The organism is Pseudomonas sp. A-R-19, from assembly GCF_019956575.1.
Taxonomy (GTDB): Bacteria; Pseudomonadota; Gammaproteobacteria; order Pseudomonadales; family Pseudomonadaceae; genus Aquipseudomonas.
The window spans coordinates 1-25452 of sequence record NZ_JAHBDR010000079.1; the positions used below are offsets into that span (position 1 = coordinate 1).

Genomic DNA, 25452 nt, shown 5'->3' on the forward strand with positions numbered 1-25452 from the left:
GCTGGCAAGCCAGCTCCTACAAGGATTGAGTGCGTCTGAAAGAGATTGGGCGGCTGGTAGGCCGCCATCGCTGGCAAGCCAGCTCCTACAAGGATTGAGTGCGTCTGAAAGAGATTGGGCGGCTGGTAGGCCGCCATCGCTGGCAAGCCAGCTCCTACAAGGATTGAGTGCGTCTGAAAGAGATTGGGCGGCTGGTAGGCCGCCATCGCTGGCAAGCCAGCTCCTACAAGGATTGAGTGCGTCTGAAAGAGATTGGGCGGCTGGTAGGCCGCCATCGCTGGCAAGCCAGCTCCTACAAGGATTGAGTGCGTCTGAAAGAGATTGGGCGGCTGGTAGGCCGCCATCGCTGGCAAGCCAGCTCCTACAGTTTGACCGGGTATGTCTGCAAGAAATTGGTCGGCCGACAGGCCGCCTTCGCGAGCAAGCCCGCTCCCACAGAAGAGCAAAGGCAAATCGACGTACACCCACGCCCCTCACCACTCATCAGGCCGAGCGTTAGCTCGCCTGCAGCTCTTGATCTTGATCCACCCGCCCCCTCGGGAGGCTGAGCGGAGGTGTTCATCCGGGGATGGGCGCGCAGCGCCGTTCGACGCAGTCGAACTCATCGCATGTAGGTGCCAGCGAAGCCAACCGGAGGGCGATGCCACCGGATGAATGCCGGAGCGAAGGAACCCCGAGCCTAAGCGAGGGGCCGTACGCCAGGGGCGAGACCTTTTGGTTCCTTTTGGGGCGTTTGCCAAAAGGGACTCGCCGTAAGGGCGAAACCATAAGCCGCCGTCACCGCAGCAACGGATATGTACTCAATCAACCCGGCAGCCTGGTCGGCCCAGAGGCCGCCAAGGCCTAGTCCCCTCGGACGATGTTACAGATGGACGTCAGAGCAAGAATCCATCGCACTACCCAACCAACAAAAAGGCCCAGTGCGATGAACGACGCCAACCTCAAAGCCGACATGCTCCAGGCCATGCGCCGCCTGGCCAAGTCCGTCACCATTATCAGCACCAGCAACGGCTCCGAACGCTTCGCCATGGCCGCCACCGCGGTCGACTCCCTGAGCACCGAACCGCCATCGCTGCTGATCTGCGTCAACAAGACCGCCTCGCCCCACGCCGCACTCGCGACCGGCGCCGACTTCTGCGTCAACATCCTCGGCGTCGAACAACAAGACCTGGCCAACCTGTGCAGCGGCGCGATCAAGGGCGAAGCACGCTTCGACCGTGGCAACTGGCTGACCAGCCCAGGCGGCATTCCTTACCTGGGTGACGCACAGTCGGCGATCCTCTGCCGCCAGGACGGCCACTTCAGCTACGGCACCCACACCGTATTCATCGGTCGCATCCTGCAAATCCACACCACCGCCGAGATCACCCCGCTGGTCTACCTCGACGGCAGCTACACCACCACCGCCAAACCGGCCCCTTCTCTCGCTGCTGCTGGCTGAGGCCCGAACATGGACAGCCTGAACCGGTTGACGGCGTTGCGAGTGAACAGCGCCGACCAGTTGCCATGGGATGAGCGCTGCGACTTGCTGATCGTCGGGTTTGGCGGTGCCGGCGCCTGTGCCGCCATCGAAGCCAGCACTCGCGGCCTGTCAGTACTCGCCCTGGATCGCTTCGAAGGCGGCGGCGCCACCGCACTCAGCGGCGGCGTGGTGTATGCCGGCGGCGGTACGCCGTATCAGCGTCAGGCTGGCTATGAAGACACCAGCGACGCCATGTTCAACTACCTGCGCCAGGAAGTCGGCGAAGCCGTCAGCCACGCGACATTGCGCAATTTCTGCGACGGCAGCCGCGAGCAACTGGCCTGGCTGGAGCGACAAGGCGCCGCCTTCGAAGCCAGTGTGCCGCCGCACAAAACCTCGTACCCGAGCGACCAGTACTACCTCTATTACTCCGGCAACGAAGCCGTGCCGGCCTATGCTGCCAGCGCCAAGCCGGCTCCTCGCGGCCACCGCACCAAAGGCCCGGGCATGTCCGGTGCCAGCCTGTTCGCCCCGCTCAAGGCCAGCGCCTTGCGCCACGGTGCACGCCTGCGTAGCCAGTGCGAAGTGCGGCGGCTGGTCCTCGACCTCGACGACAAGGTCCTCGGCGTCGAAGCCTGGCAATTGCCGCCGGGTAGCCGCGCAGCCAAAAAGCACGCGCGTCTGTCACGCTGGGCCGCTGCCATTCATATGTATGCTCCGGCGTTGGCCGACCGCTTGCGCGCCCGTCAGCGGCGCATCGAACAGACCAGCGCCATTCGGCAACTGATTCGCGCCGAACAGGCGGTGCTGTTGAGCAGCGGCGGTTTTATCTTCAACCGCGATCTGGTGCGCCAACACGCGCCGCAGTACCTGGCCGGTTTGCCGCTGGGTGCCACCGGGTGCAATGGCAGCGGCATCGCCCTGGGCCAGAGTGCCGGCGGCGACGTGGCGCGGATGGACAAGGTCAGCGCCTGGCGTTTCATCAACCCGCCATTGGCCTGGGCCCGGGGACTGATCGTCAATGCTCGCGGACAGCGTTACGCCAACGAAGAAATCTACGGCGCGACCCTCGGCCACGCCATGGTCGAGGAACAGGACGGCCGCGCCATCCTGATTCTCAATCGGGCGCTGGTTCGAGAAGCACTCAGTCAAGTCGGTCCGGGCAAGGTGTGGAATTTCCAGCGCCTGCCGGTGCTGCTCAACCTGGTGTTCAACGCCAAGCGCAGCGCCAGCCTGGCCGGGTTGGCCAAGCGCTGCAACCTGCCGCCGGAACTGCTGCGCCAAAGTGTCGAACGCTATTCCCGCGCGGCACGGGGTGAGGTCGCCGACGAGTTCGGCAAGTCCGCCGCGATGCTCGCCAACCTCGACCAGGGTCCGTGGTACGCCCTCGACCTGTCCTTTGACAGCAAACTCTTCCCCTGCCCGGTCATCACCCTGGGCGGGCTGAAGGTCTGCGAGGACAGCGGTCGGGTGCTGGACCACGCCGGCCAGCCAATAAACGGTCTCTACAGCGCCGGCCGCAATGCGGTCGGGGTCGCCTCCAACCTGTATGTCTCCGGCCTGTCACTGGCCGATTGCATTTACTCAGGTCGCCGGGCAGCTGCCCACGCGGCCGACCAATTCGCACTTCAAACCGCACGATCAGGAGAACAACAATGCAACGTGTAGAAGGCAAAGTCTGCATCATCACCGGCGCCGCCAGCGGCATCGGTCGCGAAGACGCCCTGCTGCTGGCCCGCGAAGGCGCCAAGGTGGTACTGACCGACCTCAATGAAGAGGCCGGTCGTCAGGCCGCTGCGGAAATCGGCGCCAATGCGCTGTTCATCCGCCACGACATCGCCAGCGAAAGCGACTGGCAACACGTGATCAAAACCACCGTCGAACACTTCGGCCGCCTCGACGTTTTGGTCAACAACGCCGCGATCCTGGCCCTGGGCAGCATCGAAGACACCACCCTGGAGCTGTGGCAGAAGGTGCAGAAGATCAACGGCGAAGGCTACTTCCTCGGCTGCAAGTACGCGATCCAGGCCATGAAGGAAACCGGTGGCGGCTCGATCATCAACATGTCGTCGGTCGCGGCGTTGGGCGCCATGCCGATGTTCTGCGCTTACTCGGCCTCCAAAGGCGCGGTGGCGGCGATGACCCGTTCCATCGCCCTGCACTGCAAGCAACAGGGCTACCGCATCCGTTGCAACAGCGTGCACCCCGATGGCGTGAACACACCGATGACCCAGGCCCTGGCCGGTGGTCAGCCAATCCCGCAGGAAGCTCTCGACCAGGACCCGATGAACCGTATGGCCGCGCCACGGGACATTGCCAACGTGGTGCTGTTCCTCGCCACCGACGAGTCGCGATTCGTCAACGGTGCCGAGATCCGCGTCGACAATGCCCAACTGATCAGCGGGCTCTGAGGTCGAGGTGAATATGGGCACGCAACAACAGAACCTGACCCCGGCTGAATCGACGACGGGAAGCGTCTCATTGCAAGTGTGTGCGGTGATCGACGAGACCGCTGACGCGCGCTCGCTGGTGCTGGACGTACCGCCAAACCTGCGTGAGCGCTTTCACTACAAACCGGGCCAGTTCCTGAGTTTTCGCGTGCCCTTCGCTGGCAAATTGTTGACCCGCTGCTACTCCATGGCCAGCTCGCCCCTCGCGGATGCGCTGCCCAAGGTCACGGTAAAACGGGTCGACGGTGGCCGGGTGTCGAACTGGATGAACGAAGTCCAGGTCGGCGACTGGCTGGAAGTGCTGCCACCGGCCGGGCTTTTCTGCCTGGACCCGCAGGCAAACAGCGAAAAACCCCTGGTCTTGTTCGGTGGCGGCTCGGGCATCACCCCGGTGTTCTCCATTCTCAAGTCGGTGCTGCACAGCAGCCAGCGGCCGATCAAATTGATCTACGCCAACCGCGATGAAGCGTCGGTGATTTTCAAGGACGAGCTGTGCCGGTTGATCAAGGCGCATCCTGATCAACTGCACGTGGTGCACGTCCTCGATTCGGTGCAGGGGTTCCTGACGGACCATCAGGTCCGTCATCTGCTGCGCGGATCGGCCGGCGGCGACTACTTCATCTGCGGGCCGGGCCCGTTCATGGACACCGTGGAACGCACGTTGCTGGCGCTGGGTGAGGCGGCCGAACACATCCATGTCGAACGTTTCGTCTCACCGCCAGACCCTGACGAACTGCTGGCCGAAGAAGCCCTCGCCCGCGAGGCCGCGATGGGTTCCCACTGTGAAGCATTGATCGTCGAACTCGATGGCCAGCAACACGAAATTGCCTGCCAGCCGGGTGACACCCTGCTGCAAAGTTGCAAGGCTGCCGGGCTGGACGTGCCGTCATCCTGTGAAGAAGGTTTCTGTGGGGCCTGCATGTGCGTGGTCAAGGAAGGTGAGGTTCAGTTGGCGCGCAACGATGTGTTGAGCGCAAAAGAACTCGCCGACGGCTGGACACTGGCCTGCCAAAGCCGCCCGACCGGGGCGAAGGTACGCCTGAAATTCCCGGATTGATATTCAGGACAAACACTGTACCTGTGGCGAGGGGGCTTGCCCCCGTTGGGCTGCGAAGCGGCCCCAAAATCTCGAAGCGACGACTGCTTCGCAGCCGAACGGGGGCAAGCCCCCTCGCCACAGGTTTCCGCTGTCCGACCAATATTGGCCTTAGTCTCAACGGACGATCACCCAGGCCCGGTCTGCGGTTAGACTCGGCCACAGCATTAGCCCACAACAATAAAGAGGTGCAGTTATGGCTCGTTTGCAGAATAAGGTCGCGGTGGTCACCGGCGGCGCTTCGGGGATCGGTCTGGCCTGCGTGCGCCGTTTCGCGGCCGAAGGCGCGCAAGTGGTCGGGCTGGACATCGGCAGTGCACCGGCGGACTTTCCCGGCCTGTTCATGACCCTCGACGTGCGCGACGAAGCGCAGGTGCAACAGGTCATGCAAGAAGTCATCAGCCGCTTCGGGCGCATCGATGTACTGGTCAACGCCGCCGGCGTCGCCGACCAGGGCAGCGTGACCCAGACCACCACCGCCAACTGGCAACGGGTGATGGACATCAACCTGACCGGCAGCATGCTCACCAGCAAGTACGCGCTGGCGTCGATGGTGGAACAACGCGGCGGCTCGATCATCAACGTCGGTTCGATCTTCGGCCTGCAAGGTTGCGACGGCAACGTGGCCTATAACGTGTCCAAGGGCGGCATCAACCAGCTGACCCGCTCGATGGCCATCGACTACGGTTACGCCAACGTTCGCGTCAACGGCCTGTGCCCGGGCCTGATCGAAACGCCGATGACCAGCATGGTCCGTGACAATGATGCGTTCCACGCGTTTTTCGCCTCGCAGCACATGCTCAACCGCTCCGGGCAACCGGAAGAAGTGGCCAACGTCGCGCTGTTCCTGGCCTCCGACGAAGCGTCCTTTGTCAGCGGCCAGATGATCGCCGTGGACGGCGGTTTCTCCGCCGGTCGCCGTTTCGCCCCGCCCGCCCAGTAATTCGCAATCCGGCCGGGCGCCCTGCCCGGCCTACTCCCTTTTTCGTACATGTCTTCTAACCGGGGAGGCCCCATGCCGCCTGTCGCCACCGCACTGACCATTGCTCAACTGTTCGCCAACGCTGCCCAGGCCTACGGCGACCGCCCGGCCATCGAGGACGCGGGCCACGTCATCAGCTACCGACAACTCGACCAACTGCGCCGCCAGGCTGCCCGCGCATTGCTGGCCCTCGACGTACAGGTCGGGGACCGCGTGGCGATCTGGGCGCCCAACGTGTGGGAATGGATCGTCGCCGCCGGCGCCCTGCAAAGTGTCGGCGCGGCCCTGGTGCCGCTCAACACCCGGATGAAGGGCAGCGAGGCCGGCTACATCCTGCGCGAAAGCGGCACCTGCGTGCTGTTTGCCATCGGCGAGTTCCTCGGCGCGGACTACCCCGGCATGCTGGCCTCGGAAGACCTGCCTGAGTTGCGCCACATCGTCAGCCTGCGCGGCGCCAATTCGGGCACCCTGGCGTGGGAACGGTTCATGGACCTGGCGGACGACGTGCCGCACCTGGCCCTGCGCACCCGCGAACAGAGCGTTGGCCCGCAGGCCTTGTCCGATGTGCTGTTTACTTCCGGCACCACCGGCAAACCCAAAGGCGTGATGACCAGCCACGGCCAGAACCTGCGCATCGTGCGCGACTGGAGCGATATCGTCGGTTTGCGCGAGAGTGATCGCTACCTGATCGTCAATCCGTTCTTCCATTCCTTCGGCTACAAGGCCGGCTGGCTCGCGGCGCTGATGCGCGGCTGCACCATCCTGCCGCAGCAGGTGTTCGACGTGCAGGCCGTGCTCGAATGCGTGCAGCGCGAACGCATCACCGTGTTGCCCGGGCCACCGACGTTGTATCAGTCGTTGCTGGCCCATCCGCAACGCAACCAATTCGACCTCAGCTCCTTGCGCGTGGCGGTGACCGGGGCGGCAGCGATTCCGGTGGAGATGATCCACCGCATGCGCGACGAACTGGGCTTCGCCACCATCGTCACCGCGTACGGCCTGACGGAAGTCTGCGGTTTCGCCACGATCTGCCGCTCCGGCGACTCGGCGGAACGGGTCGCCAACACCAGTGGCCGGGCCATGCCTGGCGTAGAAGTGCGCTGTGTCGGCAACAACGGTCGCAGCCAGCCGGCCAACATCCCCGGCGAAGTGCAGATTCGCGGCTACAACCTGATGCAGGGTTATCTCAATAACCCCGAAGCCAGCCAGGAACTACTCGACGCCGACGGCTGGCTGCACACCGGCGACATCGGCATGCTCGATGAACAGGGTTACCTGCGCATCACCGACCGCCTCAAGGACATGTTCATCACCGGCGGCTTCAACGTATACCCGGCGGAGATCGAACAGTGCCTGCTGACCTATCCGGGCGTGGCCCAGGCCGCGGTGATCGGCATTCCTGACGAGCGCATGGGTGAGGTGGCAATGGCGTTCCTGCTGCCCGCGCCAGGCATCGAGATCGAGCAGGCACGCTTCCTCGCCTGGTGCCGTGAGCAGATGGCCAACTACAAGGTGCCGCGCCGGGTCCAGGTGCTGCAGAAGATGCCGATCAATGCGGCGGGGAAAGTGACCAAGAATGTGTTGCGCGAGTGGGCATTGCAGCCAGTCGGTTAATCGCAATCCAAGTCGGAGGATGTCCTCGGTTTTCGCGTCCGACACCGATCAACTGTGGGAGCGGGCTTGCTCGCGAAGGGGTCATCAGCCTCAACATTATTGTTGACTGACATGCCGCTTTCGCGAGCAAGCCCGCTCCCACAGGTATTGTGTTTGTCTTACTTAATCTGAGTCAGACCACCCGCGCCGGATGCTGCTGGCGCGGATCGCCGAGCATGGCGCGATGGGACGGTGGCTGGCGGCCTTCGGCTTCGCTGATGCCATAGCCGGGGGCGATTTCGGCGGTGATCAGGGTCTGCCCGGACAACGCCATCAACTGCGGATCATTGAGCAAGGCATGGATCACCCGCCCGTTGAATTGCGGGGTTTCGGCGTGGGCCAGAAACGCCTGGTACTGCTCGCCATGCTGCTCGCCGGCAATCTTCGTGCGTTCGGTCAGTTGCGGGCCAAGCCACAGCGACAACGCCGCCACGCCCTGCCCTTCGAAATCGATCGCCATGTCGGCCGCCAGCTTGTCGACGCCGGCCTTTTGCGCACCATACGCCGGGCCGTGCATGTAGCAGCCGGCGCCGAATGACGAAGTGAAGCAAATCAGCCCCTGGACACTTTTCAGCAACAGCGGGGCCGCGTAGTAACTGGCGATGTAGGCCGAGCGCAGACCGACGTCGAGAATGCGCACCAGTTCCAGCGGTTTGGCCCAGAACGGCCCCGGTTCGATCAACTGGTCATGGATGAACGCGGCGTTGTTCACCAGCAAATCCAGATGCCCGCATTCCTCTTCGACCTTCGCAAACAGTGCCTGGACCTGCGCGTCATCGGCGTGATCACAGACCACCGCGATACCGCGCCCACCGGCGGCGGTGATCGCGGCGGCGGTGTCCTCCAGCGAACCGTTCAAGGCATGTCCGTACAAATTCGACCCGCCTTGCGCCGGGGCACGGCCAGTGACATACACCGTCATGCCCGCCGCCCCAAGGGCCAGGGCGATACCCTGGCCCACTCCGCGACTGGCGCCGGTAACAACAGCGATTTGTTGACGTGGCTGATTCATTCGACACTCCCGAACAAGGTTTTGGCCGAAGCGGTTTCGCTCTGGCGCTTGATGTGATTGGCCGCCAGGTAACCGAAGGTCATGGCCGGGCCAATGGTCGAACCGGCACCCGGATAGGTACGGCCCATCATCGAGGCGGCGCTGTTGCCGATGGCGTACAGGCCGTTGATCGGTTCTCCGTCCTCGTGCAGCACGCGGGCATGCACGTCGGTCAGCAGGCCACCCTTGGTGCCGATGTCGCCGGCGTCGATGCGCACCGCGTAGAACGGCCCCTTGAGCAATGGCGCCAGGCACGGATTGGGTTGTACGTTCGGGTCGCCGTAGTAGCGGTCGAACAACGAGTCGCCCTTGTGGAAATCCTCATCGACGCCCTGCACGGCCATGCCGTTGAAGCGTTGCACGCTGCGGACCAGCCCGGCACCGTCGACGCCGATTTTCGTCGCCAGTTCTTCCAGGCTCGACGCCTTGTGGAAGTAGTCGCGCAGGTGTTCGGGCAATTGCCAATCGCGCTGGGCATAACCCGGCAGCAAGGCGCCGCACGGGTATTTGCGGCGGAACTCGGCGTCGAACACCATCCAGCACGGCACGCTCGCGGCGCCTTCGCGGTTGTTGGCGTACATCGCGTAAACGATGTCGGTATAGGGTGCAGCTTCATTGACGAAACGCTCACCCGCCGCGTTGACCATCACGCACCCCGGCAGGGTTCGTTCGACAAACAACGCACGTTGCTTTTCTTCGCCCTTGACGTAAGTGGTCGGCGCCCACCAGCTGTGCTCCATCAACGCGGTCCGCGCGCCGATGGCCTGGCCGGCGCGAATGCCGTCGCCGGTATTGTTCGGCGGCGTGGCGCTCCAGCTCGCCTGGGACGGTTGCGGCAGATACTGCTCGCGCATCGCCTGGTTACGTTCGAAACCGCCGGCGGCAACGATCACGCCGTAGCGCGCCTTGACGTTGAGCACCTGGCCGTTGCGATTGACCCGCGCCCCGCCGACCCGGTCGCCGACCAGCAGCAATTCTTCCAGCGCACAGTTGAGCCACAGCGACTTGCCGCGATCCTGCAACGAACAGCGCAAGGCACCGATCAGGGCATTGCCCAGGGTCAGGAAACGGTCGCGGCGGGACAAGCGCCGCCCTTCGCGATCACGCCAGTAGCGCCACATCACCCGCAGGGTCAGGCGCAACCAGCCAGGGCCGCGGCACAGCAACACTTGCGCCTCTTTCATGGTCATCGCCATGCGCCCCATCATCAGGGTGCCGGGGGACGGTGCGCGCATGCGCAAGAATTCTTCGCCCAGTTCGGCGGCATCGAACGGTTGCGGATCCATCGAGCGATAGCCCGGTTTGCCGCCTTCGACTTCCGGGTAGTAGTCGGAGTAACGAGGTTGTGCCTCGAAGCGCACCCGGGTGTGTTGCTCCAGGTACTCGACCATTTCCCGCCCATGCTCGACGTAGGCTTCGATGCGCCCGTCGTCGATCTCGCCGTTGGTCACGGCGCGGATGTAGGCGATCGCTTCGGCTGCCGAATCACTGCCGCCGATGGCGCTGATCCGGTGGTTGTTGGGGATCCAGATCCCGCCGCCGGACACCGCCGAGGTGCCGCCATATTCGCCGCTTTTCTCGATCAGCAGCGCATTCAGGCCCAGGTCGTGAGCGCGCAGCGCAGCGGTCATGCCCCCTGCTCCCGAGCCAATCACCAACACATCACAGCACTCGTCCCATTTGATCCCGGCAGCGTTCATGCGATCACCCTTGTTCAGCGCCCATCAGGCAGAAACCGCCACCGCCGGATCTTCGCCCGGTGCAGTCGGTCTCGGGATTGTTCGCCGCAGACGCCGGGTGTTCATCGTCCGATAAGACTAAGGAGAGGCCCGCTGCCACCCCATGAACCTGTAGGAGCCGGCTTGCTGGCGATGGCGGCGCATCAATCAACACTTATGAAATCTGACACAACGCTATCGCCAGCAAGCCGGCTCCTACAGCGATCCGATGTTTGCTGTTCCCCCGTACAAATCGCTTAGTCCGCTTGGACGATGTTGCGCGCAAGTCGTGACTCCATAGTCGCCCACAGCACCAACAATCCCCCTGAAATGCAGGTCGGTCAGGTCTGACCTGGGCCATGAGGACGACATGATAAAAACAATAATCGCCCCACCAACACAGCACCCTCGTACACAGCTTGTTCTATTGATGCTGGCTGGCGGACTAAGCGCTCACGTTAACGCCATGAGCTTCCAGCCAAGCGAAGACTTGAGCATCGACTGGGACACCACACTGACGTACAGCCTCGCCTGGCGGACCGAGGCTCGCGATCACAAACTGACCGCCAATGCCAACGGCAACGACGGCGACAACGCGTTCGACAAAGGCAGCCTGATCAACAACCGCAGCGGCTTTCTCACCGAAGCCAACATCAAGTGGCAAGACAACTACGGCGTGTTTGTCCGGGCGACCGGCTTCTACGACAACGTCTACGATCAGGACAACGACAACACCACCGGCACCTCTAACTGCTTCGCCGGTGGCCATTGCAGCCAGCCTGACCGATTCTCCCAGGACACCATCGACCAGCATCGCAATGAACTGCGCATGCTCGATTACTACGCCTATGGCACCTGGGACCTGAGCGGCCACGCCCTCAACGCGCGCCTGGGTAACCAGGTGGTGAGCTGGGGTGAGAGCCTGTTCTATCCGGGCATTTCCGCGGCCCAGAGCCCGGTGGACGCGACCAAGGCAACGACCCCGGGCGTCGAGGTCAAGGAAATCCTGCTGCCGGTCGGCCAACTGTTCACCCAGTTCGCCCTGACCGAAAGCCTGGGTATCCAGGCCTACTACCAGTACAAGTGGGAAAAGACCGAGCTGTTCGGCGTGGGTAGCTACTTCTCTACCACCGACTTCATCGATGAAGGCGGCTTCAACGACGCCTCCGGTTTCGTCACCCGCCTCAAGGACGACAAGCCGAGCGACAGCGGCCAGTACGGCCTTGCCTTCACCTACGCCGCCGCGTCGCTGAACAACACCGAGTTCGGCATCTACTACTCGCGTTACCACGACAAGACCCCGTCGCTGGACTTTGCGTCGACCCTGGGCCGCTACCAGGTGCGCTACTTCGACAACATCGACCTGTTCGGCGCGAGTTTCGCCACCGTGCTGGGCGACGTTAGCTGGGCCGGTGAAGTCAGCTACCGCGACGGTACGCCGGTGATGGTCGACAACGGTTTCTCCAGCCCCGTGCGTGGCAAGACCGTGCAGGCGCAGTCGTCGATGATCTACGTGGTTGGCCCGACGTCCTTCGCCGACAACACCACCCTGACCGGTGAGGTGGTCTACAACACCGTCGTCAGCAACGACAAGTCGCAGCCAGTGACCCTGGCGCCGGGCTTCTCGCTTCCGGGCACCGACAGCCTGGTCTACGACCGCGAGGCATGGGGTTACACGGTTCAGGCCAGCTTCGATTACAACGACGTGTTCAGCGGCTGGGACATGTCGGTCCCCATCACCTACAGCACGGCCTCCCACGGCGACAGCTCGATGGTCGGCTCGATCAACTCGGGTGAAGGCGACGACCGCGCCAGTATCGGCAGCTCATGGCGCTACCTGGGCAACTTCACCGTCGAGGCCCGCTACAACGCCTACCTCGGCAACGCCAACAACAGCCCGTTGGCCGACCGCGACAACGTCGCGCTCAACTTCAAGTACCGGTTCTGATTCCCCAATCGGAGGAGCACAGCATGTCCAGATTCACCCAAACATTATTGAGCACCGCGCTGACCGTCGGCCTGCTCGGCAGTGGCCTGGCCTACGCCAAGGTCAGCCCCGAGGAAGCCGCCCGCCTGGGCCACGACCTGACCCCGATGGGCGCCGAAAAGGCCGGCAACGCTGACGGCAGCATCCCGGCCTGGACCGGTAAATGGCGCGGCCTGCCACCGGGACTCAAATACGCCGGTCCCGGCACACCGTACCCGGACCCGTACGCCGCGGAAAAACCATTGTTCGTGATCGATTCGAAGAACATGGACAAGTACGCCGACAACCTGAGCGATGGCCAGAAAGCGTTACTTAAACGCTACCCTGACACCTTCAAGATCCCGGTGTACCCGAGCCACCGCGACTTCCGTCTCGATCAGAAGCTGGAAGACCTGATCAAGAAAAATGCCGTCACTGCCGAACTCGACAATGACAATAACGACACCAAGAACGCTTGGGGTGCTTCGCCGTTCCCGATCCCGAAGAACGGCAGCGAGCTGATGTTCAACCACACCTTGCAGGGACGCGCCAACACGGAAGAGGCCAACTACGGCCAGGCCGTGGTGTACTCCAACAAGGAAAAGGTACTCGAAGAGGTCAACTACAAGATCTACTCGATCTGGTCGAGCCCGGACAAAACCCTTGAAACGGCCAACGGCGTACTCACCAACTTCCTGATCACCACCCTGGAACCGGTGCGCAAGAAAGGCGAGATCGTCGTCGGTCACGAGTTCATCAACCCGACCGCCGCCCCGCGCCAGGCCTGGCAGTACAGCCCGGGTCAACGCCGGGTACGTCGCGCACCGACCGTGGGCTACGACTCGCCGACCGGCGCGGGAGGTTTTCGCGTGTACGACGAAGACCGTTTGTTCAACGGTGCACCGGACCGCTACAACTGGACCATCGTCGGCAAGAAAGAGATCTACATTCCGTACCACAACTACAAGATCGACGATCCAAGCGTAACGGCCGACCAGATCCTGGCCACCACCGGTCACATCGATCCGCAGTACATGCGCTACGAAAAACACCGCGTCTGGGTCCTGCAGGCCAACCTCAAGGAAGGTGCCCGCCACGTGTACGCCAAGCGCGTGCTGTACCTGGACGAGGACACCTGGTCGGCGACCATGGCCGACAACTACGACAGCCGTGGCCAGTTGTGGCGCACCAACATGCAGACCTCGATCTACGCCTACGAGATGCAGCGTTACCACGCTCGCCTCGGGATCTACCACGACCTGATCGCCGGCTCCTACCTGGTTGACCGCATGCTGGTCGATCAGAAACCGGCCAAGCTCAACGCCACCGCCTTCACCGAAGACGAATTCACCCCTGGCAACCTGCGCAAACTCGGCACCCGCTAAAACCATGACGCCCCGGCCGAGTCATTCGGTCGGGGCGTTATGCTTTGTAAAATCCGCTCCTTCCATGGAAGACTCCCTCGATGAACAAATTCCTAACCGGCGTCATCGCCATGGCCAGCGTTGGCCTGTCGGTGCATGCCAATGCCTTGAACATCCTGCTGACCAACGACGACGGCTGCCGCGCACCCGGCATCGACGCGATGTACCGCGCCCTGACTGCCGCCGGGCACAAGGTCACCCTGGTCGGCCCGTTGAACGACAGCAGCGGCATCAGCGCCGCCAGCGTGGTCGTACCCGGCCAGGCCCTGGCTGTGACCGAACTGGCGCCAGGCAAATTTTGTGTCGGGCCGCCAGAGGGCTACACCCCGCCTGCCGGCAAGACCTCTGCTATCGGTACGCCAGTGGATGCGGTCAACGTCGGCCTCGACGTGATCCTCAAGGATTCGCCGCCGGACCTGGTGGTGTCCGGCAGCAATTTTGGTGAAAACGTCGGCCCGTTGACGCAGATGTCCGGCACCCTCAACGCTGCTGTACGGGCGATGTTCAAGGGGATTCCGGCGGTGGCGGTGTCCACGGGTATCGACATGGACCTGATCATCCGCGACCAGCAGGCCGGCTACCGCAAGACCCTGGGCGCCATGGACGACACGGCACGCTTTGCGGTGAAGGTGATCGAGCAGGCGAGCCTGGCCGGCACCGAAGCCAGACAGGCCTGCGCCAAAAATAAACATCCGTGTGATTTGAACGTGCTCGGCCTGCCGGGTGTCAGCGGCTTGAACCTCAACTACCCGCCCCTGAAACCCGAGGAGGTCAAAGGCGTGAGCTTTGCGCCGATCGGCAACTGGGATCGCGTGAACTTCACCTCGCAGCGCGGCACCGACGGCGTGGTCCACGTCAACCTGGCCGCTCCTTCGACACCGACCCAAGCCCAGCAAAAGGCCGATGCCTATCAACTGTGGCAAGGCCACGCGGTGATCACCGTGATCGACGGCAACATGACCGCGCCAGAGGCGGTACAGGATCAGGCGAAGAAGATGTTGCGAGGCATCAAGCCTTAAGCTGAATCTTTGGGACCACACTGACCTGTGGCGAGGGGGCTTGCCCCCGTTGGGGCGCGCAGCGGTCCTAAAATCAGTGTTCGCGTTTTTTCAGTGAGAACGCATTCGCCGATTTTACGACTGCTACGCAGCCGAACGGGGGCAAGCCCCCTCGCCACAAAAGCTCGCTCCCACAGGTTTTTGTGTTGCCTTCAGTCTGCTGGTTGAAACGGCACAAACTCGGTCACTTCCAGATCAAACCCGGACACGGCCTTGTACGGCACCGGCGAGCTCATCAGGCGCAATTTGCGTACGTTCTGGTCGCGCAGGATCTGCGCGCCGATGCCCAGGGTCCGTTGCGGAAACTGTGACGCCAAGTGCTTGCCTGCGTTGCGCTGACGCAGTTGTTCGAGCACGCCCTCGGCGGTTTCCTTTTGCGCCAGCAGCACCAGCACACCGCTACCGGCCGCCGCGATACTGGCCAGCGAACGCTCCAGGGTCCACTGTTGCGGCCCGCCTTCGCGTTCACACCCCAGAACGTCACGCAACGTCTCGATGCTTTGCACCCGCACCAGCACCGGTTGCGTGCTGTCGATCCGGCCCTTGACCAGCGCCATGTGCAACGAGCCCTGGTAGGTGTCCTGATAGGTGGTCACCTGGAACTCGCCATGGCGGGTATGCAACGGATATTCGCCGCCGCGCTCGATCGTGCCTTCATGGAGGATGCGGTAGTGAATCAAGTCGACGATGGTGCCGATGCGCAGGCCATGCCGCTGGGCGAACTCATGCAACTCGGCACCACGGGCCAGTTCGCCGTCTTCGTTGAGAATGCCCACCAGGGTTGCCGCCGATTGCAGCCCTGCCAGTCGCGTCAGGTCGCAGGCCGCCTCGACATGCCCGGCGCGCTGCATCACGCCACCGGGCAAGGCCTGCACCGGGAAGATATGCCCCGGTTGCACCAGGTCCGTAGGAACGCTGGCTGGGTCGACCGCCACCTGGATCGACCGCGCCCGGTCCGCCGCCGAGATGCCCGTGGACACTCCGGTGGCGGCTTCGATCGAGCGGGTAAAACCCACGCCATGTTGTGCCCGGGAATTGGGCACCATCAGGTCCAGGCCCAGCGCACGGCAGCGCTGCTCGGTCAGGGCCAGGCAAATGAGCCCGCGCGCCTGCACCGCCATGAAGGTGACGGCCTCGGCCCCGGCCTGTTCGGCGGCCATCAGCAACGAGCCTTCGCCGTTGTGTTCGTCGTCGGTGATCACCACCATCTGACCGGCGCCAATGGCCTCGATCAGTTGCGGCACCGTGTTGAAGGCCAGGCCGTTCATTTGAGTGCCCCGCGCAGGTCGGCCGCTGCATCGGACAAGGCATGTGCCGCCCCTTCGACAAATGCCGCCATGCTGATAAAGCCGTGGATCATGCCGTCACAACGCTGTACCCGCACAGGCACGCCGGCCTCACGCAAGCACTCGGCCATTGCCTCGCCCTCATCACGCAACGGGTCGAATTCGGCGGTAATCAGGGTCGTTGGCGGCAACCCGACAAGGCTCTCGGCGCGCAACGGCGAAGCCAATGGATCATCCGCCTGCCCGACGTCTTGCAGATATTGCTGCCAGAACCAGCGCATCATTCCGGCGGAAAGCAGATAGCTCTCGGCAAAGTCTTCGAAGGACTGACTATCGCAACCTGCGTCGGTGACCGGGTAAAACAGGCACTGATAACTGATCTTCGGCCCTTGGCGTTGTGCCGCCAACTGACTGACCGCCAGCGCCAGATTGCCCCCGGCACTGTCACCGGCCACGGCCAGCCGGCGGCCATCGACGCGCAGTTCAGCCGCGTGCTCGACCAGCCAGCAGGTGGCCGCATAACAATCGAGGGGCGCCGCCGGGAACGGATGCTCCGGGGCCAGTCGGTAGGCGACAGACACCACCACCGCCTCGGTCTGGCGCGCCAGTGAGCGGCAGAGATTGTCATGGGTATCGAGATTGCCCATGACAAATCCGCCGCCATGGAAAAACACCAGCAACGGCAGGTTGGGCTCTTCCGATGGCCGGTACAGCCGTGCATCCAGTTCACCGTCCGCGCCAGCTACTTTCAGGTCGCGAACCTCGCTCATCGGATCGCCGGGAATGGCCGGCAGCAGATTGTCGGAGAATTGCCGGTACTGGGCGGCATCGACCTGGCTGAAATCGGGCTCCGGGATGTCGCGAAACTGCTGGAGTACTCCAGCGATCTGCTTATCGAGCGGCATGGGCATCGTCCTCTACGTCAGTCATTTGAAACTGCGGATTGGTTTCGCCCAGGATGCTTTGTACCCGGCGCTCAAGGGCCGGCTTGAAACCCTTGTGGGGCAGGATCCAGAAACGCTTTTGCGCGACGGCGGCGAACACTTGCGCGGCCAGTTCCGCCGGGGTCATACCCTGGCGAACGGTACTGTCGAGCAGTTGACTGAAGTCGGATCCGGCGGTGCCCACTTCCTGGTTCGACGCCATGATTTCACTGGCCACCGGCCCCGGGCACAGTACCGAAACCGACACCGGTGCACCCAGCATGGCGAGTTCGTAATGCAGGGTTTCCGAGAGCGCGACCACGGCCTGCTTGGTCACGTTGTACGGTGCCATCAACGGACTGCTGACCAGCCCGGCAAGGGACGCCGTGTTGATCACATGGGCTACCCGGCCCTGACTGAGCAGCAGCGGCACAAAGCTGCGAATGCCGTTGATCACGCCGTTGAGGTTGACGTTCAGTATGCGCTGCCATTGCGCCTCGGTGATTTCCCAGCTGAAGCCGGTTTGCATCACCCCGGCGTTGTTGAACAGCAGGTCGACCCCGCCAAAGTGCTCGACAGCCCGATCACGCAAGTGCTCGACCTGCTTCATATCGCCGACATCGGTGACGCAGGCAATCGCTTGCACACCGCGGGCCTTCAATTCGTCGCACAGGGCTTGCAGGCCAGCTGCATCCCGATCCGCCAGCACCAGGCGCATGCCCAGCGTCGCCGCGTGTTCGGCCAAGCCTCGACCAATACCACTGGCGGCCCCGGTAATCACCGCTACCGGCCCTTGTTCATTACTCATCGCCTACTCCTGCCATGGGTCCAATGTCGCCAGTAGAGCGGGCCAACCAAAAGCAGCCATCGTCCATTCAGACGATGCCCGCTTTTACAGGGCCGGCAGAATCCGTTACATGCACCAAACCCGTGATCCCTTGGGAGAATAATAAGATGAGTACCCTGCACCGCATCGAAGCCAAACTGCTGGAAGACCGCTACGCCCGTGGCTGGCATTGCCTGGGCCTGGCCGCGCAATACCGCGACGGCAAGGCTCACCGCCTGGAGGTGTTCGGCACCCGTCTGGTGGCGTTCCAGGGTGAAGACGGCGAACTGCACATTCTTGATGGCTACTGCCCGCACATGGGCGCGGACCTGAGCACCGGTTGCGTTGAAGGCAACTCGATCCGCTGCCCGTTCCACGCCTGGCGCTGGGGCGCCGATGGCGTGTGCGATGACATTCCTTATGCCAAGCGCATCCCGCCACGGGCCAAGATCAAGAGCTGGCCGATCATGGAAGAAAACCAGCTGCTGTTCGTCTGGAACGACCCCGAAGGCAACCCGCCGCTGCCCGAACAACGCATTCCGCGCATCGACGCCTGCTACAGCGACGAATGGGCCGCGTGGGAAGTCGCCGAATTGCAGATTGGCACCAACTGCCGCGAACTGATCGACAACATCGCCGACATGGCGCACTTCGGCACCGTACACGGCGCACCGGTCGATGAGTTCATCAACATTTTCGAAGGCCACCTGGCGACGCAGATCATGCGTGCCCGCAGTGAGCGCCTGTCCGGCGACAGCGTGCTGAGCACCGAAGCCACCTACTTCGGTCCGGCCTATCAGATCACCGAAATGAACGGTGCGATGAACGGCCAGCCGATCAATTCGATCCTGCTCAACTGCCACGTGCCGATCGACCTGGACAGCTTCACCCTGCGCTATGGCGTGCTGGTGAAGAAGATCCCGGGGCTCAGCGAAGAGCAGAACCAGGCGATGGCCAAGGCCTACGTGGCGCAGGCGCAGGCAGCCTTCTACGAAGACGTGGCCATCTGGCACAGCAAGACCCGCGTCGACAACCCGCTGCTGTGTGACGGCGACGGTCCGGTCTACCAGTTGCGTCGTTGGTACGAGCAGTTCTATACCGATGTGGAAGCGCTGTCGGCCGACGTTGCCGAACACAAAAAGTTTGTCGTGCGGGCCAGCGAACGGGTCTGACGCCAGCGGCTTTTCGCCCGCCCCGGGCCTGATCGGCAGCCGCCGGTCAGGCCCGGAGCCCGAGCGTTGCAAGGAGTCGATACCGGCGCTTATTCTCGGCCACCGCCAACGCTAATAATAAAAACGGTTTTTCCCTATGCAGCAGAGCCTCAGCCTCGATACGTTCAGTGATTTGATCGGCAACCTCTATCAGGGTCCGCTGGAAAACATTCCCTGGGCCACCTTTCTCAATCAGCTCAACGTACATCTGAACAGCAAGTACGTGACCTTCATCCTGCGCCCGCCCAGCGCCCACGTGGACGGTCTGATGGTCAACACCACCGGCACCTCGACCGAGGCGACCGCGTCGTACAACAAGCACTTTTTCAGCCTGGACCCCTTTGTCGACCTGCCCAACCGCCAGGTCGTGACCCTCGCCGAGTTCGTCTCCAATGACGACTGGCAGAACTCCGAGTTCTACAAGAACTTCCTCGAACCGGTGGACGTGTTCCACATTCTCGGCGCCGACATCAACACGGTCGACGGTGCCCAGTGCCGCATTCGCATCAGCCGCGGGCGTGATGACAAGCCTTTCGGCAATGAAGAAAAGGCCATGCTCACGCATTTCATTCCGCACCTGGAACGTTCGATCAAGATCCACATGCAACTCAACCGCATCGAAGCCGAGCGCAACCTCTACGCTGGCGCCGTGAACCAGATGGCGGTCGGCACGATCATCCTCGACGAGTCCGGCAAGGTGCTGCAGACCAACCAGGTCGCCGACCGGCTGATCCTGGAAAAGGACGGCATCAAGCTGGTCAACGATGGCCTGCAGGTCGGTACGGCGCGCGATACCCAGGAATTCCGTCGACTGGTCAAACAATCGCTGCTGTCGCAAAAGAGCAGCAACCCGTCGGTGGTCGAAGCCCTGCGCGTGCAGCGGCCGTCCGGCAAAGCGGACCTGGGGATCATCGTGCGCTCGGTGCCATTGACCGACTGGAGCGAAGGCAAGCAGTGCCCGACCGTGGTGATTTTCATCAGTGACCCGGAACAACAGTCCACCGCACCGCAGGAGATCGTTCGCGCCCTGTTCGACTTCACCCCGGCGGAGACCCAGCTGGCGATGTTGCTGGCCAACGGCCTGACCCTCGACGAGGCTTCGGAGGAGCTGGGCATCAGCCGCAACACCTCGCGAGCCCACCTGCGTTCGACCTTCTCCAAGACTGGCGTGACCCGCCAGACCATGCTGGTGCGCCTGATCCTGCGCAGCGTGGCGACTCTCGGCTAACCCTCATTGCCGCCCTCGTCCGCTCGGACGATGGCGGCGCCCGTTGTACAGCGCACAGTGAGTTAATCCCAAACAGGGGACTACCCCATGCGCAACTGCCCAACCATCCTCAAGACTGAACTGCTGGCGCAAAGCGGCCACTTTCAGATCGAAGCCCTGCACCTGCAATTCAGCAACGGCCAGCAGCGGGTCTACGAACGCCTGCGCGGCACCGGTTATCGCTCGGTGATGCTGGTGGCGATGCCTGATCCAGAGCATGTGCTGCTGGTGCGCGAATACGCGGTCGGTGTGGAAAAAACCATCCTCGGCCTGCCCAAGGGCGGCGCGGAGCCCGATGAAGACTACTTGCAGGCAGCGCAGCGCGAGCTGAGCGAAGAAGTCGGCATGCGCGCCGAACGCCTCACCGAACTGGGCGAGCTGACCCTGGCACCGGGGCACTTGTGCCACCGCTACCGAGTGGTGCTGGCCGAACAACTGAGCCCCTGCCAACTGCAAGGCGACGAACCCGAACCCCTGGAATGCCTGCGGGTACCACTGGCGCAAATCCCCGAACTGGTAGCCCGCGGCGAACTCCATGAAGCCCGGGCCATTGCCGCGCTGTTCATGGCCATGGGCGCCCTCGCCCGACGCGGCTGACTGTGGGAGCGGGCTTGCCCGTGAAGAGGCCGGCACAGCCAACATCTCCATCACCTGACACTCCGCCATCGCTGGCAAGCCAGCTCCTACAGGGGACTGCCGCCAGCCACAAATCCCGGGATCGCCCAACATCCTTGTGGGAGCGGGCTTGCTCGCGATGAGGCCGGCACAGCCAACATCTCCATCACCTGACACTCCGCCATCGCTGGCAAGCCAGCTCCTACAGGGGACTGCCGCCAGCCACAAATCCCGGGATCGCCCAACATCCTTGTGGGAGCGGGCTTGCTCGCGAAGAGGCCGGCACAGCCAACATCTCCATCGCCTGACACTCCGCCATCGCTGGCAAGCCAGCTCCTACAGGGGACTGCCGCCAGCCACAAATCCCGGGATCGCCCAACATCCTTGTGGGAGCGGGCTTGCTCGCGAAGAGGCCGGCACAGCCGACATTTACTTCGCCTGACACTCCGCCATCGCTGGCAAGCCAGCGTCTACAGGGGGCGGGACAGCTTCAAATCGATCACCTAGTCCATTCGGACGAAGCCACTCGCTAACTACCGCAATAACCTGTCTCTACAACAATAAAACCGTGTCGAGACCCATCATGCGCAAATCTACTTGTGCTCTGTTCATCATCCTCTGTGCCGGTGCTTCCACCAGTCTGTGCCAACTGTTCAAGAATGAAGCCTACCGACCGACCACGGCCTACTTCAGCTGTTCGAGCACGGCGATCAATTGCTATCCACCCGTGGTGCGCAATCTGTTGCCTTGAGCACGGTTTCCACCGGCCATAAAAAAACCACCGAATCATCGGTGGTTTTTTCGTTGCCGCAGTAATCAGGTCGGCAGTACACCCCTGGCTCGCGACAGAGTCAGCGCCAGGTCTTCAATCATGTCCTCCTGGCCACCCACGGTTCCGCGCCGCCCCAACTCCACCAGCAGCTCACGCGCCGCAATACCGTACTTCTGCTCCGCCCGCTTGGCGAACAACAGGAACGAACTGTAAACCCCAGCATAACCCAACGTCAGGGCATCACGATCCAGGCGGATCGGCTGGTCCATCATCGGCACCACCAGGTCTTCGGCCACGTCCATGATCTTGTACAGGTCGACGCCGCTGTTGACGCCCATGCGCTCCAGCACCGCGACAAACACTTCCAGCGGCGTGTTGCCCGCTCCCGCGCCAAGGCCTGCAACCGAGCCGTCGATCCGCGCAGCACCGGCCTCGATGGCGGCCAGAGAGTTGGCGATGGCCATGCCCATGTTGTGGTGACCGTGGAAACCGACTTCAGTCCCGGCATTCAACCCGGCGCGCAGGGCACCGATCTTTTGCGTCACTTCATCAGGCAGCATGTAGCCCGCCGAGTCGGTGCAGTAGATGCAATTGGCGCCGTAGCTTTCCATCAGGCGTGCCTGCTCCAGCAGTTTCTCCGGGCTGACCATGTGCGCCATCATCAGGAAGCCGACGGTGTCCAGGCCCATCTTCGCCGACATGCCGATATGCTGCCCGGACACGTCCGCCTCGGTGCAGTGAGTGGCCACGCGAATGGTCGAGACGCCGTGCTCATGGGCCATTCTCAGGTGATCGAGAGTGCCGATCCCCGGCAACAACAGGGCCGAGACCTTGGCCTGTTTCATCTGCGGGATCACCGCAGCGAAATATTCCTCGTCGCTGTGGGCCGGGAAACCGTAGTTAAGCGACGCCCCGCCGAGGCCATCGCCATGGGTGATTTCGATTAGCGGCACGCCGGCCGCATCGAGGCCGGTGGCCACCGAGACCATTTGTTCGATACTGATCTGGTGCTGTTTGGCGTGCATGCCGTCACGCAGGCTCATGTCGTGCAGACGGACGCTCTTACCTTGCAAATTCATCGGGATTCTCCACTCAACGGACGGGCAGTTGCAGGGTGCCCTTGTGGGCTTCTTCGGCGAACATCTCGGCCGTGCGCAAACCGGCGGCGGTCATGATGTCGAGGTTGCCGGCGGACTTGGGCAGGAAATCGCCGAGGCCTTCGACCTCGATGAAGATCGACACCTTGCGCCCGTCGAACACCGGCCCGTTGATCAGCTTGTAGCCCGGCACATAACGCTGGACTTCGCGGACCATCTCCAGCACCGAGGTGCGGATTGCGTCCTGGTTCGGTTCGTCATCGGTCAGGCAGTGGATGGTGTCGCGCATCATCAGCGGCGGCTCGGCCGGGTTGATCACGATGATTGCCTTGCCGCGTCGGGCGCCGCCGATCTTCTCCACCGCTCCAGCCGTGGTGCGGGTGAATTCATCGATGTTCTGCCGCGTCCCCGGGCCGACCGAACCGGAGGACACCGTCGCGACGATTTCGCCGTAGCCCACCGGTTGTACCCGCGACACTGCCGCCACCATCGGGATGGTCGCCTGGCCACCGCAAGTAACCATGTTGACGTTCATCGCCAGGCTCGAGGCGTGCTCCTTGAGGTTGACCGGCGGCACGCAGTACGGGCCGATGGCCGCCGGCGTGAGGTCGATCATGATCACCCCCAGTTCGTTGAGCTTGCGGCTGTTTTCCGCATGCACGTAAGCCGAGGTGGCATCGAAGGCGATGCGAATGTCATCGTCGAGCACGTGCGGCAGCAAGCCGTCGACACCACCGGCGGTGGTTTTGATGCCCATTTCGCGGGCACGCTTCAGGCCTTCGGATTCAGGGTCGACGCCGACCATCCACACCGGTTCGATCCATTCCGATCGGCACATTTTCATCAGCAGATCGGTGCCGATGTTGCCCGGGCCGATAATGGCCGCTCTGAGTTTTTTGCTCATGGGGTCAAACTCCAAAAGTCAGGCGCAGAAAGACACCCGGGCACTGCCCAGGCCGTCGATAGTCAGCGAAAAAAGGTCGCCGGCACGGGCCGGTTCCAGCGGTACCAGGGAGCCGGACAGGATGATTTCCCCGGCTTTGAACGGAATGCCGAAGGCGCCCAGGGTGTTGGCCAGCCAGGCCACCGCCGTCAACGGATTGCCCTGCACCGCCGAACCCAGGCCTTCACTCAGCGGCTCACCGTTCTTGAACACGCGCATGCGCAAGTTCGGCAGGTCCAGCTCACGGGGATCGACCTTGCTGTCGCCCAACACGAATACACCGCAGGAGGCGTTGTCAGCGACCGTGTCCTGGATGCGGATGCGCCAGTCGTGAATCCGCGAATCGACGATTTCGAAGCACGGCATCACGTACTCGGTGGCGGCCAGCACGTCGGCCTCGGTGATGCCGGGGCCGACCAGATCATGCTTGAGCTTGAAGGCGATCTCGCCCTCGGCCCGGGGCTGAATCAACTTGTTCGCCGACAGGGAAATCCGCGCATCGTCATCGAACGACATCTGCCGCGTGATGAAGCCGAAATCCGGCTGATGCACGTTGAGCATCTGCTGGACCGCCGCCGAGGTGACGCCGATTTTCTTGCCGACGATCTGGTCACCGGCCGCCACCCGACGCTCAATGGCGTACAGGGAAATGTGATAGGCGTCTTCGATGCTGATCGACGGCCAGCGCTCGGTCAGCGGCGCCAGGGTGGAGCCGCTGAGCAGCGCCTGATAAAGCTCTTCGCCGAACTCACGGCGCAATTGCACGCTCATCCGCGGGCCTCCTGAAAAAATGCCAGGCACTGGCGGTTGAACAGATCACGGTGCTCGACCTGCACCCAATGCCCGCACTCGCTGAGCATCACGAAACGGATGCTGGTGCAGTTTTCAAGCATGGTCTGGGCACCGGAGGACGGGCAGAACTTGTCGTTCATGCCCCAGAAGCCGAGGATCGGGCACTGCAGTTCGGCCAGGCGCGACGTCATGTTCGGCACCTGCATGGTCGACAGCACACACACCGGTTGCTGTTGCACCACGGCAACGCGCTCGTTGACCGTTTCGTCGCTGATCAGGGTTTCGTCGAACAGTTGCAGGGCCAGCAGGCGACGCATGCCCGCCGCATCGTTCAGCTCACCCTTGGCGAAGGCCGCGCCCATTTTCTGGATGCCTTCCATCTGCAGGTAATACTGTTCTTTCTCCATCAGGCCACCGGGCGCCATCAGCACCAGACGGCTGACACGCTGCGGTTGGTCGAGGGCCAGTTTGATCGCGATCGCACCGCCCAGGGAGTTGCCGACCAGCACGCAGCGCTGGATGTCCAGGGCGTCGAGCAGACCGCTCAGCGCGGCAACGAAAAAGTCCAGGGTGTAGAGGGTGTCGGGTTTGTCCGAAGCGCCGTAGCCCGGCAAGTCCGGGACGATGACTCGATAGCCGGCTTCGGCAAACTCCGGGTAGTTCTGCTTGAAGTTACTGTGACCGCTGGCGCCCGGCCCGCTGCCATGGATGAAAATCACCGGCTCGCCATTGCCACCGGTGTCTTTATAGTGCAGCTGCAAACCATCCGGCAGCGTAACGAAGTGCCCTTGCGCTGAAGCGCCCATAAGGTGTCCTCCCGGCCTGTTGTTGTACCCGGATTATTCCGAGGGGCCGGGCGC

Annotated in this window: 22 protein-coding genes; 13 read left to right on the forward strand and 9 right to left on the reverse strand. The window is 62.8% G+C overall.

Annotated features, from left to right (window positions below; all coding sequences use genetic code 11):
* Positions 1–925: 925 nt before the first annotated feature.
* The 6 genes from KGA88_RS22555 to KGA88_RS22580 all read left to right on the forward strand — a co-directional run bounded on the left by KGA88_RS22555 (position 926) and on the right by KGA88_RS22580 (position 7604).
* Complete coding sequence (locus KGA88_RS22555) at positions 926–1441, forward strand: flavin reductase family protein (protein WP_110663281.1); 516 nt, start codon at positions 926–928, stop codon at positions 1439–1441.
* Positions 1442–1450: 9 nt separating this feature from the next.
* Positions 1451–3130 carry an FAD-binding protein gene (locus tag KGA88_RS22560; protein WP_223594363.1) on the forward strand — a complete coding sequence of 560 codons (1680 nt, stop codon included), beginning with the start codon at positions 1451–1453 and terminating at the stop codon, positions 3128–3130.
* Positions 3118–3873, forward strand: coding sequence for a glucose 1-dehydrogenase (locus KGA88_RS22565; RefSeq protein WP_085725856.1), 756 nt, complete (start codon positions 3118–3120; stop codon positions 3871–3873). Before KGA88_RS22560 ends, KGA88_RS22565 begins: the two co-directional genes overlap by 13 nt.
* 13 nt (positions 3874–3886) lie before the next feature.
* Positions 3887–4969: a ferredoxin--NADP reductase gene (locus KGA88_RS22570; RefSeq protein ID WP_223594365.1), complete on the forward strand. Its 1083-nt coding sequence runs from the start codon at positions 3887–3889 to the stop codon at positions 4967–4969.
* 235 nt (positions 4970–5204) lie between these two features.
* A complete protein-coding gene (locus KGA88_RS22575) occupies positions 5205–5951 on the forward strand; it encodes an SDR family NAD(P)-dependent oxidoreductase (RefSeq protein ID WP_110661736.1) in 747 nt (248 codons plus the stop codon).
* Positions 5952–6023: 72 nt separating this feature from the next.
* A complete protein-coding gene (locus KGA88_RS22580; RefSeq protein ID WP_223594367.1) occupies positions 6024–7604 on the forward strand; it encodes a FadD3 family acyl-CoA ligase in 1581 nt (526 codons plus the stop codon).
* A gap of 172 nt (positions 7605–7776) precedes the next feature.
* Here the strand turns inward: KGA88_RS22580 and KGA88_RS22585 are convergent, their stop codons facing one another.
* Positions 7777–8655: an SDR family NAD(P)-dependent oxidoreductase gene (locus tag KGA88_RS22585; RefSeq protein ID WP_223594369.1), complete on the reverse strand. Its 879-nt coding sequence runs from the start codon at positions 8653–8655 to the stop codon at positions 7777–7779.
* Entirely contained in the window at positions 8652–10394 is a 1743-nt protein-coding gene (locus KGA88_RS22590; RefSeq protein WP_223594371.1) for an FAD-binding protein, read from the reverse strand. Before KGA88_RS22590 ends, KGA88_RS22585 begins: the two co-directional genes overlap by 4 nt.
* A gap of 448 nt (positions 10395–10842) precedes the next feature.
* Between KGA88_RS22590 and KGA88_RS22595 the strand changes: the two genes are divergently transcribed.
* The 3 genes from KGA88_RS22595 (at position 10843) to surE (ending at position 14821) form a co-directional block, all read left to right on the forward strand.
* Entirely contained in the window at positions 10843–12360 is a 1518-nt protein-coding gene (locus KGA88_RS22595) for a DUF1302 domain-containing protein (RefSeq protein ID WP_317851685.1), read from the forward strand.
* A gap of 23 nt (positions 12361–12383) precedes the next feature.
* On the forward strand, positions 12384–13763 hold the full coding sequence (locus tag KGA88_RS22600) for a DUF1329 domain-containing protein (protein WP_223594375.1): 1380 nt from the start codon (positions 12384–12386) through the stop codon (positions 13761–13763).
* A gap of 80 nt (positions 13764–13843) precedes the next feature.
* Positions 13844–14821: a 5'/3'-nucleotidase SurE gene (surE, locus tag KGA88_RS22605; RefSeq protein ID WP_223594377.1), complete on the forward strand. Its 978-nt coding sequence runs from the start codon at positions 13844–13846 to the stop codon at positions 14819–14821.
* A 191-nt stretch (positions 14822–15012) separates the two neighbouring features.
* On the opposite strand, the gene KGA88_RS22610 is transcribed toward surE, so the two are convergent.
* Genes KGA88_RS22610 through KGA88_RS22620 form a run of 3 tightly spaced genes read right to left on the reverse strand, consistent with a single transcriptional unit; the run spans position 15013 to position 17877 of the window.
* Positions 15013–16128 carry a 3,4-dihydroxy-2-butanone-4-phosphate synthase gene (locus KGA88_RS22610; RefSeq protein WP_223594381.1) on the reverse strand — a complete coding sequence of 372 codons (1116 nt, stop codon included), beginning with the start codon at positions 16126–16128 and terminating at the stop codon, positions 15013–15015.
* Complete coding sequence (locus KGA88_RS22615) at positions 16125–17051, reverse strand: alpha/beta hydrolase (RefSeq protein ID WP_110661783.1); 927 nt, start codon at positions 17049–17051, stop codon at positions 16125–16127. Before KGA88_RS22615 ends, KGA88_RS22610 begins: the two co-directional genes overlap by 4 nt.
* Complete coding sequence (locus tag KGA88_RS22620) at positions 17038–17877, reverse strand: SDR family NAD(P)-dependent oxidoreductase (RefSeq protein WP_223594383.1); 840 nt, start codon at positions 17875–17877, stop codon at positions 17038–17040. Before KGA88_RS22620 ends, KGA88_RS22615 begins: the two co-directional genes overlap by 14 nt.
* A 146-nt stretch (positions 17878–18023) precedes the next feature.
* Here KGA88_RS22620 and KGA88_RS22625 point away from each other — a divergent pair, with 146 nt between their 5' ends.
* From KGA88_RS22625 to KGA88_RS22640, 4 genes are all read left to right on the forward strand, one after another.
* Positions 18024–19067, forward strand: a complete 1044-nt coding sequence (locus KGA88_RS22625; protein WP_223594385.1) for a Rieske 2Fe-2S domain-containing protein — start codon at positions 18024–18026, stop codon at positions 19065–19067.
* A 136-nt stretch (positions 19068–19203) separates the two neighbouring features.
* On the forward strand, positions 19204–20334 hold the full coding sequence (locus KGA88_RS22630; protein ID WP_223594387.1) for a helix-turn-helix transcriptional regulator: 1131 nt from the start codon (positions 19204–19206) through the stop codon (positions 20332–20334).
* Positions 20335–20421: 87 nt separating this feature from the next.
* A complete protein-coding gene (nudE, locus tag KGA88_RS22635; RefSeq protein WP_223594389.1) occupies positions 20422–20970 on the forward strand; it encodes an ADP compounds hydrolase NudE in 549 nt (182 codons plus the stop codon).
* Between the two features lie 601 nt (positions 20971–21571).
* On the forward strand, positions 21572–21739 hold the full coding sequence (locus tag KGA88_RS22640; RefSeq protein ID WP_177336459.1) for a hypothetical protein: 168 nt from the start codon (positions 21572–21574) through the stop codon (positions 21737–21739).
* 65 nt (positions 21740–21804) lie between these two features.
* Here KGA88_RS22640 and dmpG read toward each other — a convergent pair whose 3' ends face one another.
* Genes dmpG through KGA88_RS22660 form a run of 4 tightly spaced genes read right to left on the reverse strand, consistent with a single transcriptional unit; the run spans position 21805 to position 25398 of the window.
* Positions 21805–22839 (reverse strand): 4-hydroxy-2-oxovalerate aldolase, encoded by a 1035-nt coding sequence (gene dmpG, locus KGA88_RS22645; protein ID WP_223594393.1) that lies wholly within the window; start codon positions 22837–22839, stop codon positions 21805–21807.
* A 13-nt stretch (positions 22840–22852) separates the two neighbouring features.
* A complete protein-coding gene (locus KGA88_RS22650; protein ID WP_223594397.1) occupies positions 22853–23761 on the reverse strand; it encodes an acetaldehyde dehydrogenase (acetylating) in 909 nt (302 codons plus the stop codon).
* 18 nt (positions 23762–23779) lie between these two features.
* Complete coding sequence (locus tag KGA88_RS22655; protein ID WP_223594403.1) at positions 23780–24571, reverse strand: fumarylacetoacetate hydrolase family protein; 792 nt, start codon at positions 24569–24571, stop codon at positions 23780–23782.
* Positions 24568–25398, reverse strand: coding sequence for an alpha/beta fold hydrolase (locus KGA88_RS22660; protein WP_110662568.1), 831 nt, complete (start codon positions 25396–25398; stop codon positions 24568–24570). Before KGA88_RS22660 ends, KGA88_RS22655 begins: the two co-directional genes overlap by 4 nt.
* Between the last annotated feature and the right edge of the window lie 54 nt (positions 25399–25452).

What these genes read in the sequence shown, in the direction of transcription:
- KGA88_RS22555 (WP_110663281.1), top strand. Translation starts at nt 926, where the DNA reads ATGAACGACGCCAACCTCAAAGCCGACATGCTCCAGGCCATGCGCCGC.
- KGA88_RS22560 (WP_223594363.1), top strand. Translation starts at nt 1,451, where the DNA reads ATGGACAGCCTGAACCGGTTGACGGCGTTGCGAGTGAACAGCGCCGAC.
- KGA88_RS22565 (WP_085725856.1), top strand. Translation starts at nt 3,118, where the DNA reads ATGCAACGTGTAGAAGGCAAAGTCTGCATCATCACCGGCGCCGCCAGC.
- KGA88_RS22570 (WP_223594365.1), top strand. Translation starts at nt 3,887, where the DNA reads ATGGGCACGCAACAACAGAACCTGACCCCGGCTGAATCGACGACGGGA.
- KGA88_RS22575 (WP_110661736.1), top strand. Translation starts at nt 5,205, where the DNA reads ATGGCTCGTTTGCAGAATAAGGTCGCGGTGGTCACCGGCGGCGCTTCG.
- KGA88_RS22580 (WP_223594367.1), top strand. Translation starts at nt 6,024, where the DNA reads ATGCCGCCTGTCGCCACCGCACTGACCATTGCTCAACTGTTCGCCAAC.
- KGA88_RS22585 (WP_223594369.1), bottom strand. Translation starts at nt 8,655, where the DNA reads ATGAATCAGCCACGTCAACAAATCGCTGTTGTTACCGGCGCCAGTCGC.
- KGA88_RS22590 (WP_223594371.1), bottom strand. Translation starts at nt 10,394, where the DNA reads ATGAACGCTGCCGGGATCAAATGGGACGAGTGCTGTGATGTGTTGGTG.
- KGA88_RS22595 (WP_317851685.1), top strand. Translation starts at nt 10,843, where the DNA reads ATGCTGGCTGGCGGACTAAGCGCTCACGTTAACGCCATGAGCTTCCAG.
- KGA88_RS22600 (WP_223594375.1), top strand. Translation starts at nt 12,384, where the DNA reads ATGTCCAGATTCACCCAAACATTATTGAGCACCGCGCTGACCGTCGGC.
- surE (WP_223594377.1), top strand. Translation starts at nt 13,844, where the DNA reads ATGAACAAATTCCTAACCGGCGTCATCGCCATGGCCAGCGTTGGCCTG.
- KGA88_RS22610 (WP_223594381.1), bottom strand. Translation starts at nt 16,128, where the DNA reads ATGAACGGCCTGGCCTTCAACACGGTGCCGCAACTGATCGAGGCCATT.
- KGA88_RS22615 (WP_110661783.1), bottom strand. Translation starts at nt 17,051, where the DNA reads ATGCCGCTCGATAAGCAGATCGCTGGAGTACTCCAGCAGTTTCGCGAC.
- KGA88_RS22620 (WP_223594383.1), bottom strand. Translation starts at nt 17,877, where the DNA reads ATGAGTAATGAACAAGGGCCGGTAGCGGTGATTACCGGGGCCGCCAGT.
- KGA88_RS22625 (WP_223594385.1), top strand. Translation starts at nt 18,024, where the DNA reads ATGAGTACCCTGCACCGCATCGAAGCCAAACTGCTGGAAGACCGCTAC.
- KGA88_RS22630 (WP_223594387.1), top strand. Translation starts at nt 19,204, where the DNA reads ATGCAGCAGAGCCTCAGCCTCGATACGTTCAGTGATTTGATCGGCAAC.
- nudE (WP_223594389.1), top strand. Translation starts at nt 20,422, where the DNA reads ATGCGCAACTGCCCAACCATCCTCAAGACTGAACTGCTGGCGCAAAGC.
- KGA88_RS22640 (WP_177336459.1), top strand. Translation starts at nt 21,572, where the DNA reads ATGCGCAAATCTACTTGTGCTCTGTTCATCATCCTCTGTGCCGGTGCT.
- dmpG (WP_223594393.1), bottom strand. Translation starts at nt 22,839, where the DNA reads ATGAATTTGCAAGGTAAGAGCGTCCGTCTGCACGACATGAGCCTGCGT.
- KGA88_RS22650 (WP_223594397.1), bottom strand. Translation starts at nt 23,761, where the DNA reads ATGAGCAAAAAACTCAGAGCGGCCATTATCGGCCCGGGCAACATCGGC.
- KGA88_RS22655 (WP_223594403.1), bottom strand. Translation starts at nt 24,571, where the DNA reads ATGAGCGTGCAATTGCGCCGTGAGTTCGGCGAAGAGCTTTATCAGGCG.
- KGA88_RS22660 (WP_110662568.1), bottom strand. Translation starts at nt 25,398, where the DNA reads ATGGGCGCTTCAGCGCAAGGGCACTTCGTTACGCTGCCGGATGGTTTG.